Origin of the sequence: Thermoanaerobacterium butyriciformans, from assembly GCF_017874545.1 — a bacterium.
Classification (GTDB): Bacteria; Bacillota; Thermoanaerobacteria; order Thermoanaerobacterales; family Thermoanaerobacteraceae; genus Thermoanaerobacterium; species Thermoanaerobacterium butyriciformans.
The window spans coordinates 21,961-40,150 of record NZ_JAGGLT010000008.1; the positions used below are offsets into that span (position 1 = coordinate 21,961).

Genomic DNA, 18,190 nt, shown 5'->3' on the forward strand with positions numbered 1-18,190 from the left:
ACAATAAAAGCCATGGTCTAAAACCATACAATTAAAGTTTAAGACCATGGCTAAAAAGTTTATTTTATCTTGCCGGATTTAAGTTCTTTGTACTTTTTTACTATTTTATCTATAAGGATAGTTTCATTAAGCCCTGTCACTTTCTTCACTGTTTCCTCAATTCCTAACGTACTTATGCTTTCTTGTATTTCCATGGCTTTTGGATCGTCTTTATAGTCAAATGCAAATCCTGCAGCTATGCCGTAAAGTATGTTTTCAGGCATCAAACCTGTCTCAAAGCTTAACTTGGCAGGCGATACAAGTCTATCACCGTTTGAAAGTTTCCTCACTGGATCTCTACCTACTCTTACCACTTCGTCTTTCAAATGAGGATTCTTAAATCTCTCTATGACTTTGTCTGAGTATTCCTTAAGCTTATCCATCCCTATCTTGTGCTTATTGTTAAGCCCGAAAGAAGCCTCTAACTGAAGGTTTCTCACTATTTTATCTATTGTATCGTCTAATATTGCTTCATGAATGTACTTATACCCTTTTAAGTAGCCGAGATATGCTGTCGTGGCATGTGAACCGTTTAGAAGGAAAAGCTTCCTTTCTATATAAGGTTCTAAGTCATCAACAAGCTCACAGCCTTTTATATCAAAGTCGCCTTTTACAGCATCTTTCTCAATGTCCCACTCAAAAAATTCCTCTACTGCCACGTCTATAGGAGTCTCTTTCTCTATGTCTACATTTGGCACTATTCTGTCCACAGCAGTATTTGGAAAACCGACTTTTTCATCTAAATATGCTTTTAAATTTTCACTGGAATTATTGTAAATGCTATCTCTTAAAATATTTGTCGCAAACAAGGCATTTTCACAGGCCATTATGTCTAGTGGCAAATCATTTTTCTCAAATCTTCTTTCTAGATAATACGCCAATTTTTCACCAATGCCGTAAAGATTGTTGACACCTACAGATGTCGTTATTACGTCTGCATCTTCAATGGCCTTTAAGAGATTTTCTTCATCATCTATGTGAATCGCTTTGACCCCATCTACAACTTCTTTCTTGATGTCATTTCCTAATATGAATATATTGTAGCTTTTAAATTTATTGATGTTATCCACCAATTCTTTAAATACATCCACAAAGTATATGTCATAGCCTGATTTATATAGTAAACTGCCTATAAATCCTCTGCCTATATTGCCTGCTCCAAAGTGTACAGCTTTTTTCATTATTCTCCACCTTCTTTAAGTATTTGGATTATTTCCTGTGGCGACTTTGCGTCTCTCAACCTTCTTACATTTTCTTCATACTGGCATGTTAAGGCGATGCTTGACAGTATCTCTAAGTGCTCATCGTCTTTGCCTGCAATGCCTATAACAACGTATGCCATATTGCCATCGCCAAAATCCACTCCATCTGGATACTGTATCACAACTATTCCCGATTTCTTTATATATTTCACATACTGGGATACACCGTGTGGAATTGCTATGCCATTGCCAATGTAAGTTGTGACGTCATTTTCTCTCTCTATCATGCCTTCAATATATTCTTTTTCAACATATCCTCTATCGACTAATAGTCTTCCAGCTCTTTTAATAGCGTCAAATTTAGGCTCTGAAGCTTCATTCAATACGATGTTATTTTCATTTAAGATTTCACTGTTCATTGTAATAATCCTCCTAATACTTTTTTAATACGTTAATAATAATATTTTTTACATCATCAATATTACCATATTTTAAGGCATCTTTGAAATCGTCGTTTTCTACAAGTGCAATGCTTATCTCACCCAGCATTTCCAGTACAGTGTTATCCTCTTTCTTCCTTGCCAGCATGACAAGAATCGTATCAACTTCCTCATAGGAAAATCCTATGCTTCTCATATTAATAGGACTACTTAGCCTGTATATTCCGATGTACGGTATGATCATCTTGTTGCTTCTTGTGTGTAAAAGAGCGATCCTTGTGCCTGGTATGACTGTATTGCCCATCATCTCCCGCTTTTTTATAAGCTCTTCCACTTCATCTTTATCTGACATGACATTTATTTTAGATATTTCATCTACAATTACATCTATAAGCTCATTTAAGCCATTTGCGCTTATCTTGCTTATATTCAAATTTTTTAAAGTTTCACCAAAATACTTAGTTATGCTGCTTTCGCTTTCTGATCTGCTTATGTCATTTAACTTAAGTGGCAAAAGGTAATTGTCATCTTCATTAAAGCCTATCTTATCGATTAAGTCTCTTATTTTTCGTATATCGTCAGAAGTTAAAAAAGGCGACACCGTTATTGCATTGTCTAAAGAATCTTTATCTTCATACAGCTTTACTGTAGAGATAATTATATCATAATCTTTACCATCGTCTTTATTGCGTATTGAACCAATTTCTATAGAATCTATCTCAGGGAAAGCGCTTTTCAATTTCTCTGACAGTATCTTTGCAGTTCCTATGCCGTTAGGACATATTACTAAAGCCCTCAACCTTTTCTCTGCCTTTTGCCTTTCAATAGCAGCACCTACGTGCATCGTTATATAACCTATTTCCTCTGCAGGCACTGTTATGTTGTACTTTGAAAATATAAGCCTGCAAGCTTTATTTACCGCTTCAAACAATTCCCCATAATACTCTTTTATTTGATCTATCAAAGTATTTCTGGACTGAAGTCCCATACTAAGCCTGTAAATAAGTGTCTCTATGTGCTGCGACAAGCCGTATATAAGCTTATCATCGCACTTTATCTCCGTCTTCAATATCTTTGCGACTTCTTCGATAAGCTCTTTAGAAAGGTCGTCTAATGTTATTCCAAGCTCAATGAAACCTTCTTTCTTGTAAATATACTTTTTGCCATTTAAGTGTATTGCCAGGTATGCCAGCTCATCATCTGTTAGATTTATGCCGTGTTCTTTCATTATTTCATCTACTTTATAGATAAAGCTAAACTGTTCTGACGACAGTATATCATCCACAGTCTCTTTGTTTAATTTTATGCTTTCATCTTGCATGTACCTATATATAGCTGTCGCCACATGCAAAAACAAAGCGAAATAATTGTTGTCGTCATTTATCTTTACGACTGTCTCATTAATAAGCTTCACCAATTTTTTAGCAGTATTTATAATTTCACTGCTAAATATATTATTAAAAAACTCCGTAATGAACTTATCCTGTTTGTCGCCGTACACGTACATAAGCATTTCATCCAATGGCAGATAACTATACATTAGCTCTATTACCGCTTTTCTCTTGTCTATCTCTGTCCCCTCAACTTTTATGCCTATGCCTCTTTTCCTTATAAGCTCTAAGTTTCTCACCTTAAGCCATATCTCTATTTTGTCAAGGTACATACTTATTGTGCCTTCTGATACATTGAAAAGATAGCTAAAATAAGTCGATTTTAATGGCTCTTTTGACAAAAGCATGCTTAAAGTCATATATATCTGCCTCTGCTCTTGGCTTAATATGCTGCCATACGATATAGGGCCGATTTCTTTGCTTATTTCTTCTAAACTTTCATTTCCACCGTGTATTTCATACTTTGACTCATTTTCAGTTATAACACAGCGATAGTTTTTCAAGATCTTATTCGCTTCATGGACTTCTCTATCAATTGTTCTCTTGCTGATATTCATTAATTTGGAAAGGTCCTCTATACTTAAAGGACCTTTCTCTATTAAAGATTTAATTATGAATTTTTGACGATCGCTTAAATCCTTCATATTATCATTCACCGTTTTTATTATTTCTTCTTAATCGTTGAAATAAACTCGTCATACACTTTGCCATCAAGGAAATTATTTACTTTCACTATTTGTGCTGATGGTGCCACCTGTGATGCCCTTTCTGCCAAGCTTTCCTGTGTAAATACTATGTCAGCCTCTTTTGGTATCTGGTTTACTGCAGAGTGTTTAACGGTGATATCAAGCCCAGCATCTTTAAGTTTCTTTTTGAGTATTGATTCACCCATGGCAGATGAGCCCATGCCTGCATCGCAAGCAAATACTATTAATTTAGGTTCTGCCTTTGCAATATTTGATACAGGAACTTGTCCTTTGCTTTGTGCTTTCAGATTGCTTACCATTGACTTAGCAAATGCCATATTTTCTTCACTCATTGTATCTTCGCTGGCCCTTCTTACAAATACAGAAGCTATTAAGAATGATACTACAGCACCTACTGTTATACCTGTCAATACTGGCAAGAGTCCGCCTTTTGGTGTCATAGCAATTTCAGCTATGATACTTCCTGGTGATGGTGTTGCAACGAGGCCTGCATGTGTCAAGACGAATGTAGCATCTGCTGCTATTCCGCCACCTATTACAGCCAATATCAGTATTGGATTCATTAAAACATATGGGAAGTATATCTCATGTATTCCGCCAAAGAAGTGGATAATCACAGCACCTGGTGCTGATTGCTTTGCTGTGCCTTTGCCAAAAATCCAGTAGGCCATGAGTATGCCAAGTCCTGGACCTGGATCCGTCTCTAAAAGGAAGAATATAGATTTCCCAAATTCTTTCGCCTCCTGTATACCAAGTGGCGCCAATATTCCATGGTTTATAGCATTGTTTAAGAATAATACTTTGCCTGGTTCAATGAATATTGCTATCAAAGGAAGTATTCCCTTTACAGTTACCCATTGTGCTGCTGCACCTAAACCTGTTGATACACCTGTAACAACCGGATCGATGAAAATAAACGCTAAGATTGCTAATATTGCACCTAATATACCTGCTGAGAAATTGTTTACCAACATTTCAAATCCTGTCGGTATTTTTCCATCTACTGCCTCATCAAACTTTTTAATTATATACCCTCCAAGTGGTCCCATTATCATTGCGCCTAAAAACATTGGTATCGATGAACCTATTACAATACCTGCTGTAGCGATAGCACCTACGACGCCACCTCTTACATCGTATATAAGTTTACCGCCTGTATAACCGATAAGGATAGGCAGCAAGTATGTTATCATAGGTCCTACCAATTTAGCTAAGTTGGCATTTGGCGTCCAACCAGTAGGAATGAAAAACGCTGTTATAAGACCCCATGCTATAAATGCACCGATGTTAGGAAGAACCATTCCAGCTAAAAATCCGCCAAGTTTTTGAAGTTTTGCTTTTGCAGTTCCGCCTTTATTTGTCAAAGCCATGTTTCTGTCCATAATTTTTACCCTCCTTAAATTTATTATTTTTTCTAATTCTATTGTATGACAGCATTTACACCTTTTCAATTTAAACAATTTCATTTCTGTCATCTGTTTTCTGTGACAAATTTTAAGAAGGGTAAAAGATGGCATATTACAAGGCATATACGCTACATAATCATGACAAATGTACCTGCCGTTATCAATATTCCTGCAATTATTGTCTTTAAGTCAAAATGCTCACCTAAAATTATGTATGACAAGACAAGTGTTATGACTATGCTGGACTTATCTATAGGAGCAACTTTTGAAACATCTCCCAGCGCAATGGCTTTATAATAAAAAAGCCATGAAAGACCTGTAGCAAGACCTGATAAAATCAAAAAAAGCCAGTTTTGCCGCGTCAATACTTTCATGCCGCTTTGCACACCTGTGGCAAAAACAATACCCCATGATAAAAATATGATGACACTTGTGCGTATCGCTGTTGCAAGGTTTGAATCTACACCTTTTATGCCAATTTTTGCTAAGATAGATGTCAGTGCCGCAAATAAAGCAGACAATATTGCATAAAGCTTCCACACGATTTATACCCCCTAAATGGTCAAAATAAATTTAAAACAACACACTATATTATATAACTGCTAATAATGTTTGTCTATAATTGGTATAATGATAAATTTTGTGATATAATGTAAATGGTGATTTTAAATGTATAATTTATCAAATGCTTTAATAGACATTTGTAAAAAATATGATATAGGGCTTTTATACATTTTCGGCTCGCAAAAAGAAAATGCATTAAAATTATTAAATAATGAAAAAATAACTGTCATCGATCCATTGTCTGATATCGATGTTGGGATTGTTTTTAAACAAGATATTGAGCTTATTAACGATAGATATAAGCTTTATGCAAAAATTTATAATGAAATGGAAGATATTTTTGTGCCGTACAAATTGGATCTAATTTTTTTACAAGAAAAAAATTCGGTTTTTCAATGTGAAGCCTTAAAGGGTGTATGTTTATATTATTGTTCAGAGACGTACAAAGACATGTATGAAATGAAAATTTTGCAGAAAGCGGCAGATTTTAAATATGTTCTTGATAAATACAATGAAGAAGTTTTAGAAAAATATTGATGTTAGTATGGTGAGTAGTATCCCCTCACATCATATATACTCTCTTGATGTGAGGGGTTTTGTTTTTATTCAAATTTTATGTCATTCATGTTTATATATGCAACACCTATTACAGTGTCTGCGCCACCGTAATAGACATATATATCATCGCCTTTTACTGCGTTGCCGCAGCTAAAAACTACATTTGATATAAAGCCGTTCTTTTCCCATTCAAGCTCTGGCTCCAAAATCGGCTCCTTTTGCCTCGCTAAGACTATCGATGGATCATTTATGTCGAGAAGCACTGCACCTAATCTATATACATTGTCGTCATCTGCAGCATGGTAAATGAGAAACCATCCATCTTTTGTCCTAATAGGTGGTCCAGCCACACCTACCCTTGAGCTTTCCCAAGTTCCTTTGATAGGTTTTATTATTGATTTATGTCCAAACCATGTCTTCAAATCGCTGGAGTATGCTATCCATATATCTGGATACCTTCTGTGAAACATTACATAATTCCCATTTATTTTCTCAGGAAACAGTGTGGCATCTTTGTTTGGTTCATCTAGCACAACACCTTTCCTCTCCCAATTTATCAAATTTTTTGAAGTTGCAAGGCATATTCTGTAGTCATCATCTGTCCTATCTCCAAAGCCTGTATACATCATGTAGTACGTGTCATCTATCTTGACTATCCTTGGATCTTCACATCCTCTCAATTCTTGCTCTACGTCATTGCTTAAAACGGGCTTATCAAGCCTCATAAAGTTAATTCCGTCTTTGCTTACAGCGTATCCTAGCCTTGATATATACTTGCCGTATTTTTTGTGTGGTCCTAAATCTGTCGCTCTGTAGATAAGGTGAAACAATCCATTGTCGTATATAGCAGAACAGTTAAATACAGCTTTTCTCTCCCATTCATGCTCTGTCACTGGTTCTAAAATTGGTTTGTCGCTTAGCCTTTTTAGCTTTATCAATTTATCCACTCCTTAAAATGATATTTTATTTTTTTCCACTACTGCGACACCTATATGTGTATCTGCACCACCGTAATAAACGTAGTACATTCCATTTGCTTCAACTGCACCACAGCTAAACACTACATTCGGTACAAGACCTTCTTTTTCCCAATCAAGTTCAGGCTCCAAAATAGGCTCTTTCTGCCTTGCTACCACTTTTGAAGGATCTTTTAAATCTAAAAGTGCTGCACCTAACCTGTACACATTATTTTTGTCAACTCCATGGTAGATAAGAAGCCATCCATCATCTCTTTTTATAGGAGGCCCTGCTATGCCAATCTTCTTAGACTCCCATGTGTCTTCAATAGGCTTCATTATTATCTTATGATTAGTCCAGTTTATCAAATCATCTGAATATGCTATCCAAATATCTGGTTCTCTTCTGTGAAACATGACATACTTCCCATTTATTTTTTCAGGCAGAAGTGCTGCATCTTTATTAGGTTCATCAAGGACCACCCTATGACCTTCCCATCTTTTTAAATCATATGATGTAGCCATACATATTCTAAAATTATTCCAGTCTTTGCCTCCAAAGCCTGTATAAAGCATGTAATATTTATCATCAATTTTTGTTATTCTAGGATCTTCAACACCCCATTCTTCCTGCTCCGTTTCACCCACCATAATAGGTTTATCAAATCTCTCAAAATTGATGCCATCACTGCTTACCGCATAGCCTATTGATGACACAAATTTATGCTTTTCTTCTGGCTTCTCTGTGTTTAACACAAATCCATTGTTAGAAGCCCTGTAAAAAAGGTGAAACTTGTGATCTTCATATATTGATGCGGCATTAAACACAGCTTTTCTTTCCCATTCATGCTCTTTAACAGGCGACAATATTGGTTTATCTGTAAGCCTCCTTAGCCTAAACATTATAATACCCCCTTCTACATCAAAAATGCAACTGCATCATCAGCTTTTATAACGAAATTATCCAAATCAAATTCTTTATTGCTTATTAAATCTTTTATTTTTCCAGAAATATTTACATCAATCTTTACATCAATATCTTCATGATTGATAAATATTACAAGTTCTTTACCTTTATACTTAAATTCTTTAACCTCTACAAATGGCGATCCTACTTCTATCTTCGGCTTTATATTTGATAATTCTTTTGCCAATTTGTATATTTTATAAGTTTTATCGTCTTTATATACGTCCGGCATGTAGCTTAAATAAAGTTCAACAGGATACGTCACAAGGACTGCATTGCCTTTACCGAATTTATTTATGACTACTGCGGGATTTCCTTCATTGTCGTATCCAATCACACTGCATGTCGTAGGTTTTGCGATAAGACGCTTATTAAATTTAAGTGTGCTGTAATTTAACTTAATCTTTCTGTCTTCTATATAAATTGAAGCTGTATTATCCTTCGGCACCATTGAATACTGTGTTTCAATGCCAAAAAGTTCATCAAATCCATCAACGGAGATTCCATCGTATGACGCATACAATGTACCACCACTTTTTACATAATCCATTATTCTCATCCACTGGTCGTGATTAAGGTGACCCTTCCTATATGCAGATGGAATTATCAACATCTTGTATTTGCTAAAATCCTTCTCAGAAGCTTTTACCATCTCTACATCTATGCCAGCTTCTTTCGCAAGTATGAAACTATTTAAAAGTATTCTAAAATGCCTTTCAGGTGTATAATCACTTCCTACAAATAATGCACTATAATATTTATCTGGGATAACAATAGCAGCATCGCATTCTTTTGGAATTAACTCTTTGTATTCAAATCTGTTTATAAATTCTGAAAAAGCTTTTATTTCAAGTCCTGCTAGCTTTGGTTCCCCATCAGATGATGTTATCCCAAAATGCGTTTCAAAAGGCGTCGTATTGTACGGCAGATTATTGCCAACTGAAAAATCTCCAAAGCACCATGCCAATGCACCTAATGATTCATTTGCAAATAGGCTGTATAAAACTGTTTTATAATATTTCCCCTCTATTTCTTCAGACATCATAAGTGTCGTTGCGCCAAATTCTTCAAACAGTACATCTTTGCCTCCAAGGGCCTTTGTAAGCTTTGATGCAAAAGGTGCAATGTAAGTGCTCCTTATAGAATTTACAGGGTCAATGCATGTATCTGTGTAAATAGGATACGCATGCATACATAAGAAGTCATTGCCTTCACCCATATCTTCTGGGCAAAATTTATTGTCTGAAAGAAGAGACGCCTGATGTATCCCTAACGTCACAGGATGATTTTTGTCGTGCTTTTTTATCTCGCTTGACAAAACGTAATTCCAAAGCCATGCATCATGATTGGACTCTGCTTTTACGTAGTTATCTGGCTCATTAGAAAGATCCCAGAATAAAATGGAGCTTTCGTTTTTATACCTTTGTGCAAAAAATCTTACCAGTTTAATCTCATGTCTCAGCATAAAAGGATCATTGTATATGCTTTTACCATTTCTCCACGGAATGTCGAAATTTTCTCCGCTCATGTGACCTACGAAAAACGTAGGGACAATTTTTATGTCAACATCGTGGCATATTCCAATAAGTTCATCAAATTTCTTAATCGCGTCTTCCGATATTATGTCAGGATGTGGCTGAAAATCTTCCCACAAGAGATTTATTCTCAATACATCTAATCCTAATGACTTTGCCTCTTTAAACTCCTTTTTGATCTCATCTTTGTCCCACTGCTTCCACATATCAACACCGTAATTTCTTGGCCAGTAATTAGCACCAATTACAAATTTGTCGAATATAGAATTTGTTGTTGTATCCATTCTCTTGTCCTCTCCTTCAATTCTTGCTATAATTCATTAAACATAATTATTCTTTCAAGCCAGTAAATGTGATACCTTCTATGAAATAGCGCTGTGCAATAAAGAATAATATTAACATTGGCAGAGCTATTACAATTGACATAGCCATCAAATAGTTCCAACTTGGCTGTTCATTTACACCACCCATGAAGAAGTACATTCCAAGCGTCATCGTGTATTTATTCATATCATTGAGGTAAAGAACAGGACCTAAGAAGTCGTTCCAATATCCTCTAAAAGCAAATATGCAAATTGCAAGAAGAGCTGGTTTAATCTGAGGCAAAATTACATGAACGAAAGTTTGCAATGGCGTCGCTCCGTCAATTTCAGCTGCCTCATCCAATTCTACTGGTATACCCATTAAAAACTGTCTCAATAAAAATATATAAAATGGTCCCCACGCTGTCCACGCCCTTATTACCAAAGGATCAAATTGACCAACTAGCCCCAATTTTTGCCATATCAAATAAGTTGGTATCAATGTCACATGAAATGGCAGCATCATTGTGCTTAAAAGTATAAAAAATATCAAATCTCTACCGGGAAATTTAAATCTTGCGAATCCATACGCAACCAAAGTTTCGCTGGTTATTTCAGCTACCATTCCCAAAACAACTATAAAAATACTATTTATAAGGTAAATATTAAATGGCATCGCATGCCATGCTTTTACAAAATTTCCCCATAATGCAGGCTTTGGGAAAAAATCAGGCGGCCAAGCAAATATATCTGCATTAGATTTTAATGCTGTTGATAACATCCAAAAGAAGGGCATCAAAATCACTATGGCTATTGCTGAAAGAATAACATACAAAATAATTTTCTTTGTAACATTTCGAATCCTATTTGATTGTCTATATCCGTGTAATATATCCACCATAGTTTAACATCTCCTTAATTACCTCTTAATTTCCCCTTCATAATGTACCCAAGCAGGTGTAGATTTAAAGACTAAAAGCGTAAATGCTAAAATGATTAAAAACAATACCCATGCAATTGCTGACGCTTGCCCCATGTGTAGCTGTGTAAAACCTCTATTGTAAATCAATTGATTCATAAATATACCTGCTCCTGTTGTAGGCCTTACAAACATTGCCACAGTAAATATCTGCAGTGCACTAATAATTCCCATTACTACCTGCAAAAGTATTACCGGTGATATCTGAGGAATTGTTATATTCCAAAATTTTATCCACGGACTTGCACCGTCTAAATCAGCAACTTCATAAAGGCTTCTAGGAACTCCCTGAAGTCCAGCAAGGAAAACAACTGTGTTTGTCCCAAATATGCCCCATACGCTCATTATTATAAACGCCCATAAAACATATTTTGGATCGCCAAACCAGTCTATTTTCCCAATATGAAATAACTTAAGAAATGGCGAAAGAGCGTAATTAATAAGACCTGATTGACTATTAAAAAGCCATCTCCATATTAATGCAACAGCAACATCAGGCATAACGGCAGGCAAATAATAAATTGTCCTAAAAACACCTATTCCTTTTATGCGATTATTTAATAACATAGCAATCAACAATGAACCTATAACACCTATTGGTACAGTGAATACAGCATATAGCAAAGTAAGTCTTACTGACGGCCAAAATTCATAATCGCTAGTAAAAATGTATATATAGTTTTTAAGCCCAATCCATTTAGGTGTTCCAAATAAACTGTAATTAGTAAAGCTCAAATATAGTGAATAGATAAGTGGAAATGCTGTGAAAATAATAAATCCTATAAGCCATGGAGATATTAAAGCAAAGCCAGTAGCAGCCCTTACTTTCCATCCAATTTTTCTAAGTAAAAAATATATTATCAATGCAAGAAACATGAGAACTACAGGTGTTAAAAGCCATCGTTCTGTAGTTCCAATATACTGTTCCATTAAAATTCCTCCTTTTAAAAGGAATACATAAATTTCTTTTATATTTAACGTGCTTATCTCTAAGAAAGGAGGACAAGCCTCCTTTCAATTTCATTTGCTGCTATACTGTTTTAAAACATTATCTAGCTGAGGTTTTACTTTAGGTATGAGAGTATCAGGATTTGCTTTATTATTTATTATAGGATCCATAAGTTGATTCCAGAATATATTATCCCAGTCAGGATAATTTACAAAGTATCTAAATCCTTCTGCATAAGACATAGATTTTACTATTGTATCCAATGTCTCTGTACTTCTATCTGAATGCAATTTTTTCAATGCATCTACATTTACTTCTGATTTTAGCGGAGGCACTACTTTCCATTCTTGAATAGCATTCGTTAAATCAATAAATGCTTTAAACACTGCATCTGGATTCTTTGTCTTTGCGTTTATTGCCATTCCGTACAAATCTCCGAAAGTAACCTTTTTACCTGTAGGTCCAGAAGGAACTTCATAAACACCACAGTTAAACTTAACCTGTGTTTCTAGGCTGTCAGCAGCTCCTCCCATAAACATAGCAACTTCCTGATTCTTAAACATTGTATCAAAGCCTTGATCCTTAATCGTCTGCTGTGAAGGAACTGCAGGACTGTTGATCAATTCAGAATAAAACTCAAATGCCTTTTTTGCTTCAGGAGTATCTATTGGTGAGCTTTTGAAATCCGGTGTTATAACTTCGCCGTTATTTTGCCATACAAACATTTGAACTGGTGGCCACCCATTTAATGTAAAGCCCCATTGTTTGATGTTGTTTTTGTCAAATCCGGCCTCTCCTGGATGTTTACCATTTGCATCAACTGTCAATTGCTGAGCGACGCTTAAGAACTTGTCCCAATTCCAAGTCCCATCAGGATATGGAATTTTAGCTTTATCAAACATATCTTTGTTAATATACAGTACTACTGGATTTTCCGCCCATGGCAATCCGTATATTTTGTTTTGATATTTGAATGGTGCTAATGCATTTTCGTAATAATCAGATACATTTGCAGCTTTATTGCTGGATTTTGATAAATAATCCGTTATATCAAGCAATGCACCCTGTGCTGCAAGTTGTGTTGCCCTCTGAGCAGATACCCAAAACAAATCAGGTCCACCATCACCTGCTGAAAGCTGAGTTGTAATCCTCGTATCATAGTCAGCAGGGTTTGAATTTTGTTCTATAACATAATCTTTAGAGTTAGCATTTAATTTGTCTATAATCGATTGAAGTTGTTTAGATTCATCTGCACCAGCCCATGTAGATAATTTGATGGTTACCTTTTTGTTTGTATTAGTTGTATTCTTTGAAGAAGTATTTTGCTTATTTGAGCTGCTGGAGCAACCACTTACAAGTATTGATAAAATCATTATCGTAGATATCAAAATTGATATTCTCTTTTTCATAAAGATCGCTACCTCCTATAATCATTTTTACGAGATAAGCACGTTTACATAAATTTGCTCATTTACCTATCTCAAGTCTTTTACAGATTCTCTTTCAATTAATTTAACTTCCATTCTTATATGGTCATACGGTTCTTTAATATTATTCATCCTCCACAAAAGTTTTTGGACAGCTTTAATGCCCATCAACTCCTTGTTTACTCTTATTGTCGTCAATGGAGGATTGACAATTTTGCATATATCAATGTCGTCAAAGCCTACAACTGAGATGTCATCAGGCACTTTCAATCCTAAAATATTTAATGCATTGTATAGCGTTATAGCAGCGCTGTCGTTTGAGCATACCCATGCAGTCGGCAGCTTATCCATCTTTGAAACAATATTTGCAACTTCTTTGTAGTTTTTGCTTAAAACATATTTTTCAACGCTGCCGATTACACAGTAACCAGGATTTACATTTAATATGGGGTCAACATTTAGTTCTGATGTTCTCATAGCTTCATTGAAGCCAAGCCATCTCTCTTTAAAACTCAGAGAAAAGTCTATCTCTCCAAAAAATCCTATCTGCGTATGCCCCTTATCAATAAGATATTTTGTCGCCATATAAGAGCCAGGTATATTCTGAGTCAAAACTGCATCAGTATTTATTAAAAATGATGAGTGATCAACTTGCACTATCGGTATGCCATAATCTAAAAGCATTTTTAAGTGTTCGTCTTTTATCGTGCCAACAACTAGTATACCTGACACCTTTCTGCTTTCAACGCTTTTAGGAATCTGAAAATCGTCTTTATTCATAAAATTGACTAAAATATCGAAATTATTCTTTCTAGCCTCATTTTCTATTCCAAGTATTACCTTTGTGTAAAAATGAGTATCGCGAAAATTTCGCTCCTCTATCAAGAGACAAATATTTTTAAAGTGATTTTTAATGATAAATGATGGATTCTCGTCAAAATAGCCCATTTCATCAGCAGTTTTTAAAACCAAGTTTCTAGTTTCTTCACTTACTCCAACTTTATCATTTAGCGCTATTGATACTGCATTTACAGATATATTTAATTTTTCTGCTATATCTTTCATTGTAACCTTTTTCTTCTTGATTGCCGGCAATCTAAACACCTCGGTGTAATTATTTCTTGTAATTTAATTATACGTTATGCTTATATAACTTTCAAGCAATTTTTACTTGAATTTAATAACGTTTTACTTGAATTACATATCTATGCCATTCAAATAACGATTACTTAGACACTTTTTGATTAAAAAGCTTTATTTAAAATTTATAATTCAAGTAATTAAAGTAAATATTTTATTAGATTTAAAAATGTACACAAAAAAGCCGGCTTTTACTTAACCGGCTTTATGGCTTTATCTTAAACTCTATTCTCTATAAGAAGATCTAAAAGCTCTCTATCAACCTTGTATCCATAGTAATCTTCATATTTGGCACCATCACGGCCATGTTCTATGATTCCAAATGGCCCTTTAAAGTTCCAGAGGGAATAGCCCCATTTAAATTCTTTGTACAAACTTAAGAGATCCTTAAACCATCTTAAAGCAACATCATTTGGTGTTTTATTGAAGCATCCAAATTCACCTATATGCACCTCAACGCCTTTTTCTTCCACATCTCGCCATGGCTTGTAGTATTCTCTTATGGTATCTTTATTCCACACCTTCCCGTCCCAAACAAGATCTGGATATGTAGGCACTGGCAATCCCTTGTAACCATTCCACCATGTTGCCTCATAATGTGTTAAAGCCATTGGCTGATATCCTCTCCCGCTGTGTATCACGCCAATATTAGCTAATTCCGGCATCGCTATGTTTCCACCGCCTAGACCGTCTATGACTATTTCTCTTTCAGGATCAATTTGGCGTATTGCCTCAACAGTGCGCTTAATCAGTGATGCGTGTATCTCGCGAGTCATGCCATACTGCCCTATATCTGGCGGCTCATTTAAAAGGTCAAAGCTTAAATATTTACTTGGCACTCCTTTGTACCTTCTAGCAAATACCTGCCATTGATATACAAATCCGTCTTGAGCAACCCTGTCAAGCCACAAGTTATCTCTCTCTATGTCATTGCGGTTAATGCAGTATCCAGGTCCTCTGTGTATATTTAGGCACATGTGAATATTTCTCTTTTTACACTCTTCTAAGTACAAATCTATATATTCAAAAACGCTTTCATCAGGATTAAAATAATCAAAATTTTTTATCCAAAATCTATAATCTGTCGGTATCCTTACGAAATTAAAGCCTGTCTCCACCAAAAAATCCAAAGCTTTTAAGTCTGGCTTTAAAGGTGACTTGCCTTCATCCCATACGTATATCCATTGGAAATTAAATCCATATTTTTTCATCAAATTCAACTCCTAAAATTTATTAAATATAAAGCTTTTTATCTCATGTTTAACTGGAGATTTTTCTTAATAAGCTCTTTTCTCTGCTTTACGCAATCTATAGACCTTAGAGCATCTGGTGGTGTGTTAAAAGCATAATCCAGAAGTCTATCGACAGTCGTAGTTGCAACGTGGATTCTGGTGTCTGATGAAGCATAGTAGATGTACACATCGCCATTATCCCTTGCAATTGCTCCATTTGTAAATACTACGTTAGAAACATCACCAACTCTCTCCTCGCCTCTTGGTGCAATCAAATACCCTCCTGGAGCTGCTATGACTTTACTTGGATCATATAGATCTGTTACAAATAAGTATATAACATATCTCAATCCAGCAGCAGTGTTTCTGACACCATGTGCTATGTGTATCCATCCTTTTTCAGTCTTTATAGGAACGCATCCAGCACCATTTTTCACTTCTGTAATAGTATGATAAACTCTTGGACTTACAAGTTTTTCTTCGTCTATAACTGGATTTTCTATGTCGTCGCACAAACCAAAACAAATTCCACTGCCGCTTCCGGCTTCTATGAAATCATCTTGAGGTCTTGTGTAAAATGCGTATTTCCCATTTACAAACTCAGGATGCAAGACAACATTCCTCTGCTGTGGTGATTTCGTCTTAAGATTAGGAAGCCTTTCCCATTTTTTAAGATCCTTTGTGCGAACTATCCCTGCACTGGCAATAGCAGATGATAAGTCACCTGGAGGAGCATTTGGATCCTTGCTTTCAGAGCAGAATACGCCATAAATCCATCCATCTTCATGCTTTGTAAGCCTCATATCGTATACATTTGTTTCCTCAGGGTATAAATCGTCAAATTCTACAGGGTAATCCCAGAATTTAAACCCGTCTACGCCGCTGTCGCTTTCTGCAACAGCAAAAAACGATTTCCTATCGTATCCTTCAACACGAGCAACAAGATAAAACTTTCCATCTAATTCTATCGCACCAGGATTAAATACAGCATTCACACCAAGCCTTTCCATAAAGTAAGGATTAGTCCTCTCATCAAGGTCGTATCTCCAAAATAGCGGTGTATGCTCCCTCGTCAATACAGGATATTTGTACCTGTCAAATATGCCGTTGTAGTCTTCGGTTTTCTCATTCTTTCTGTTTATCAGATCCTCATACTTTCGCAATTCTATTTCATATCTATCCTGAAACTTCATTATTTTTCACCCTCTCTATAATCTCAATGCACATCCTGCTGTTGTGATAAGGACACTTCCACGGCTCCACTATAGGCATTTCAAATGGTTTCCCATTTTCATCCACTTTCCAGTACCATTCTCCTCCATCTCTTTTGTCAATCAAATACCCCTTTATATATTCCCAGATGTTCTTTGAAGCTTCCATGAATCTAACATCATTTGTCTTTTGATATGCATTAAAAAATCCCACTACAGATTCTGCTTGAACCCACCATACTCTTGATAAGTCAGTTTTACCTTCAACAGTCTCATTTGCTATGCCGTCTGGTGAATATATATTATTTAATATGTTTTCAGCAATTTCCATAGTGTATTTTTTTGTTGTATCTTTTATTCCTTCATCACCTAATACATCCACAGCCCTATCTAAAAGCCAGCTTGCTTCTATGTCGTGTCCATATGATTTTATGTCGATGGTAGTGTCCCAATTGTCGTCGAAAAATACTTTTAGATATTTTCCATCTTCACTGTATATTTTATCTTTAAAGAGATTTAGAAGATATATTATGCTTTTCTTAAGATTGCTGTTCTTCCAAACATCATAAAGCAATGTGTAAGCTTCCAATATGTGAAGATGCGTATTCATTGTACGGCTGGATATTACTCCATGTTCACTAAGTTCGTAATTCTCTTTAAGATTCCAATTGCGATCAAATTCCTCCAAATATCCATTTTCATCTCTGCAATTTCTTTCAATGATGTTAAATAAATCGATTGCAATATTTAAAGCTTCCTCATTGCCTGTCGCTTTGTAGTATTGAGCCAATCCGTATATGCCAAAAGCCTGACTGTAGGTATGTTTTCTAGTATCCGCAGGCTTTCCTTTATAATCTACCATCCAATAGAGACCTTTATTTTCTTTATCCAAGATATTATCTCTTAAAAATTTATAAGCATGATGCGCCAGTTCAAGTGCTTTTTCATCTTTATCTAAACAGTAAAATGCTGAAAAAAACCACAGTATTCTGGAATTCAATATCGAACCTTTCAAGGCTTTATTGTCAATATTTAAGTCATAGTCAACATATCCGTAAAAACCGCCATTTTTTTCGTCTTTCAATTTGCTCCAAAAAGGAAAAATTCTATCCTTCAACTCTTTATACATTTCCTGTGCTATTTTCTCCATTTGACACGTCCCCTCACCTAAAATTTAATGCCAAA

16 protein-coding genes are annotated in these 18,190 nt (G+C 35.5%); 1 reads left to right on the forward strand and 15 read right to left on the reverse strand.

Annotated elements, in window-relative coordinates; translation table 11 throughout:
- Window positions 1-59: 59 nt before the first annotated feature.
- The 5 genes from J2Z80_RS04575 to J2Z80_RS04595 all read right to left on the reverse strand — a co-directional run bounded on the left by J2Z80_RS04575 (window position 60) and on the right by J2Z80_RS04595 (window position 5,727).
- Entirely contained in the window at window positions 60-1,220 is a 1,161-nt protein-coding gene (locus J2Z80_RS04575; protein ID WP_209453344.1) for a mannitol-1-phosphate 5-dehydrogenase, read from the reverse strand.
- On the reverse strand, window positions 1,220-1,660 hold the full coding sequence (locus tag J2Z80_RS04580; protein WP_209453345.1) for a PTS mannitol transporter subunit IIA: 441 nt from the start codon (window positions 1,658-1,660) through the stop codon (window positions 1,220-1,222). Before J2Z80_RS04580 ends, J2Z80_RS04575 begins: the two co-directional genes overlap by 1 nt.
- A gap of 13 nt (window positions 1,661-1,673) precedes the next feature.
- Window positions 1,674-3,716, reverse strand: coding sequence for a BglG family transcription antiterminator (locus J2Z80_RS04585; RefSeq protein ID WP_209453346.1), 2,043 nt, complete (start codon window positions 3,714-3,716; stop codon window positions 1,674-1,676).
- Between the two features lie 20 nt (window positions 3,717-3,736).
- Entirely contained in the window at window positions 3,737-5,161 is a 1,425-nt protein-coding gene (locus J2Z80_RS04590) for a PTS mannitol transporter subunit IIBC (RefSeq protein ID WP_209453347.1), read from the reverse strand.
- A gap of 152 nt (window positions 5,162-5,313) precedes the next feature.
- Window positions 5,314-5,727 carry an EamA family transporter gene (locus J2Z80_RS04595; RefSeq protein WP_209453348.1) on the reverse strand — a complete coding sequence of 138 codons (414 nt, stop codon included), beginning with the start codon at window positions 5,725-5,727 and terminating at the stop codon, window positions 5,314-5,316.
- A 127-nt stretch (window positions 5,728-5,854) separates the two neighbouring features.
- Between J2Z80_RS04595 and J2Z80_RS04600 the strand changes: the two genes are divergently transcribed.
- Window positions 5,855-6,286: a nucleotidyltransferase domain-containing protein gene (locus J2Z80_RS04600; RefSeq protein ID WP_209453349.1), complete on the forward strand. Its 432-nt coding sequence runs from the start codon at window positions 5,855-5,857 to the stop codon at window positions 6,284-6,286.
- Between the two features lie 65 nt (window positions 6,287-6,351).
- Here J2Z80_RS04600 and J2Z80_RS04605 read toward each other — a convergent pair whose 3' ends face one another.
- From J2Z80_RS04605 to J2Z80_RS04650, 10 genes are all read right to left on the reverse strand, one after another.
- Window positions 6,352-7,245 carry a 1,2-beta-oligomannan phosphorylase gene (locus J2Z80_RS04605; RefSeq protein WP_209453350.1) on the reverse strand — a complete coding sequence of 298 codons (894 nt, stop codon included), beginning with the start codon at window positions 7,243-7,245 and terminating at the stop codon, window positions 6,352-6,354.
- Between the two features lie 12 nt (window positions 7,246-7,257).
- The gene (locus J2Z80_RS04610) at window positions 7,258-8,166 is read right to left on the reverse strand and encodes a beta-1,2-mannobiose phosphorylase (protein ID WP_209453351.1); all 909 of its coding nucleotides are present in this window, start codon (window positions 8,164-8,166) and stop codon (window positions 7,258-7,260) included.
- 14 nt (window positions 8,167-8,180) lie between these two features.
- Entirely contained in the window at window positions 8,181-10,049 is a 1,869-nt protein-coding gene (locus J2Z80_RS04615) for a cellulase family glycosylhydrolase (protein WP_209453352.1), read from the reverse strand.
- A gap of 46 nt (window positions 10,050-10,095) precedes the next feature.
- Window positions 10,096-10,968 carry a carbohydrate ABC transporter permease gene (locus J2Z80_RS04620; RefSeq protein WP_015312049.1) on the reverse strand — a complete coding sequence of 291 codons (873 nt, stop codon included), beginning with the start codon at window positions 10,966-10,968 and terminating at the stop codon, window positions 10,096-10,098.
- An 18-nt stretch (window positions 10,969-10,986) separates the two neighbouring features.
- Window positions 10,987-11,976 carry a carbohydrate ABC transporter permease gene (locus tag J2Z80_RS04625; protein ID WP_150200429.1) on the reverse strand — a complete coding sequence of 330 codons (990 nt, stop codon included), beginning with the start codon at window positions 11,974-11,976 and terminating at the stop codon, window positions 10,987-10,989.
- A 90-nt stretch (window positions 11,977-12,066) separates the two neighbouring features.
- Window positions 12,067-13,404, reverse strand: coding sequence for an ABC transporter substrate-binding protein (locus J2Z80_RS04630; RefSeq protein WP_015312051.1), 1,338 nt, complete (start codon window positions 13,402-13,404; stop codon window positions 12,067-12,069).
- A 66-nt stretch (window positions 13,405-13,470) separates the two neighbouring features.
- A complete protein-coding gene (locus J2Z80_RS04635) occupies window positions 13,471-14,517 on the reverse strand; it encodes a LacI family DNA-binding transcriptional regulator (protein ID WP_209453353.1) in 1,047 nt (348 codons plus the stop codon).
- Window positions 14,518-14,780: 263 nt separating this feature from the next.
- A complete protein-coding gene (locus J2Z80_RS04640) occupies window positions 14,781-15,773 on the reverse strand; it encodes a glycoside hydrolase family 5 protein (protein ID WP_209453354.1) in 993 nt (330 codons plus the stop codon).
- Window positions 15,774-15,811: 38 nt separating this feature from the next.
- Window positions 15,812-16,987: a glycoside hydrolase family 130 protein gene (locus J2Z80_RS04645; protein WP_209453355.1), complete on the reverse strand. Its 1,176-nt coding sequence runs from the start codon at window positions 16,985-16,987 to the stop codon at window positions 15,812-15,814.
- On the reverse strand, window positions 16,971-18,155 hold the full coding sequence (locus J2Z80_RS04650; protein ID WP_209453356.1) for an AGE family epimerase/isomerase: 1,185 nt from the start codon (window positions 18,153-18,155) through the stop codon (window positions 16,971-16,973). Before J2Z80_RS04650 ends, J2Z80_RS04645 begins: the two co-directional genes overlap by 17 nt.
- Window positions 18,156-18,190 lie beyond the last annotated feature (35 nt).

Excerpts from the sequence above, each read along its gene's own strand:
- J2Z80_RS04575 (WP_209453344.1), bottom strand. The coding sequence starts at position 1,220 with ATGAAAAAAGCTGTACACTTTGGAGCAGGCAATATAGGCAGAGGATTT.
- J2Z80_RS04580 (WP_209453345.1), bottom strand. The coding sequence starts at position 1,660 with ATGAACAGTGAAATCTTAAATGAAAATAACATCGTATTGAATGAAGCT.
- J2Z80_RS04585 (WP_209453346.1), bottom strand. The coding sequence starts at position 3,716 with ATGAAGGATTTAAGCGATCGTCAAAAATTCATAATTAAATCTTTAATA.
- J2Z80_RS04590 (WP_209453347.1), bottom strand. The coding sequence starts at position 5,161 with ATGGACAGAAACATGGCTTTGACAAATAAAGGCGGAACTGCAAAAGCA.
- J2Z80_RS04600 (WP_209453349.1), top strand. The coding sequence starts at position 5,855 with ATGTATAATTTATCAAATGCTTTAATAGACATTTGTAAAAAATATGAT.
- J2Z80_RS04610 (WP_209453351.1), bottom strand. The coding sequence starts at position 8,166 with ATGTTTAGGCTAAGGAGGCTTACAGATAAACCAATATTGTCGCCTGTT.
- J2Z80_RS04615 (WP_209453352.1), bottom strand. The coding sequence starts at position 10,049 with ATGGATACAACAACAAATTCTATATTCGACAAATTTGTAATTGGTGCT.
- J2Z80_RS04620 (WP_015312049.1), bottom strand. The coding sequence starts at position 10,968 with ATGGTGGATATATTACACGGATATAGACAATCAAATAGGATTCGAAAT.
- J2Z80_RS04625 (WP_150200429.1), bottom strand. The coding sequence starts at position 11,976 with ATGGAACAGTATATTGGAACTACAGAACGATGGCTTTTAACACCTGTA.
- J2Z80_RS04630 (WP_015312051.1), bottom strand. The coding sequence starts at position 13,404 with ATGAAAAAGAGAATATCAATTTTGATATCTACGATAATGATTTTATCA.
- J2Z80_RS04640 (WP_209453354.1), bottom strand. The coding sequence starts at position 15,773 with ATGAAAAAATATGGATTTAATTTCCAATGGATATACGTATGGGATGAA.
- J2Z80_RS04645 (WP_209453355.1), bottom strand. The coding sequence starts at position 16,987 with ATGAAGTTTCAGGATAGATATGAAATAGAATTGCGAAAGTATGAGGAT.
- J2Z80_RS04650 (WP_209453356.1), bottom strand. The coding sequence starts at position 18,155 with ATGGAGAAAATAGCACAGGAAATGTATAAAGAGTTGAAGGATAGAATT.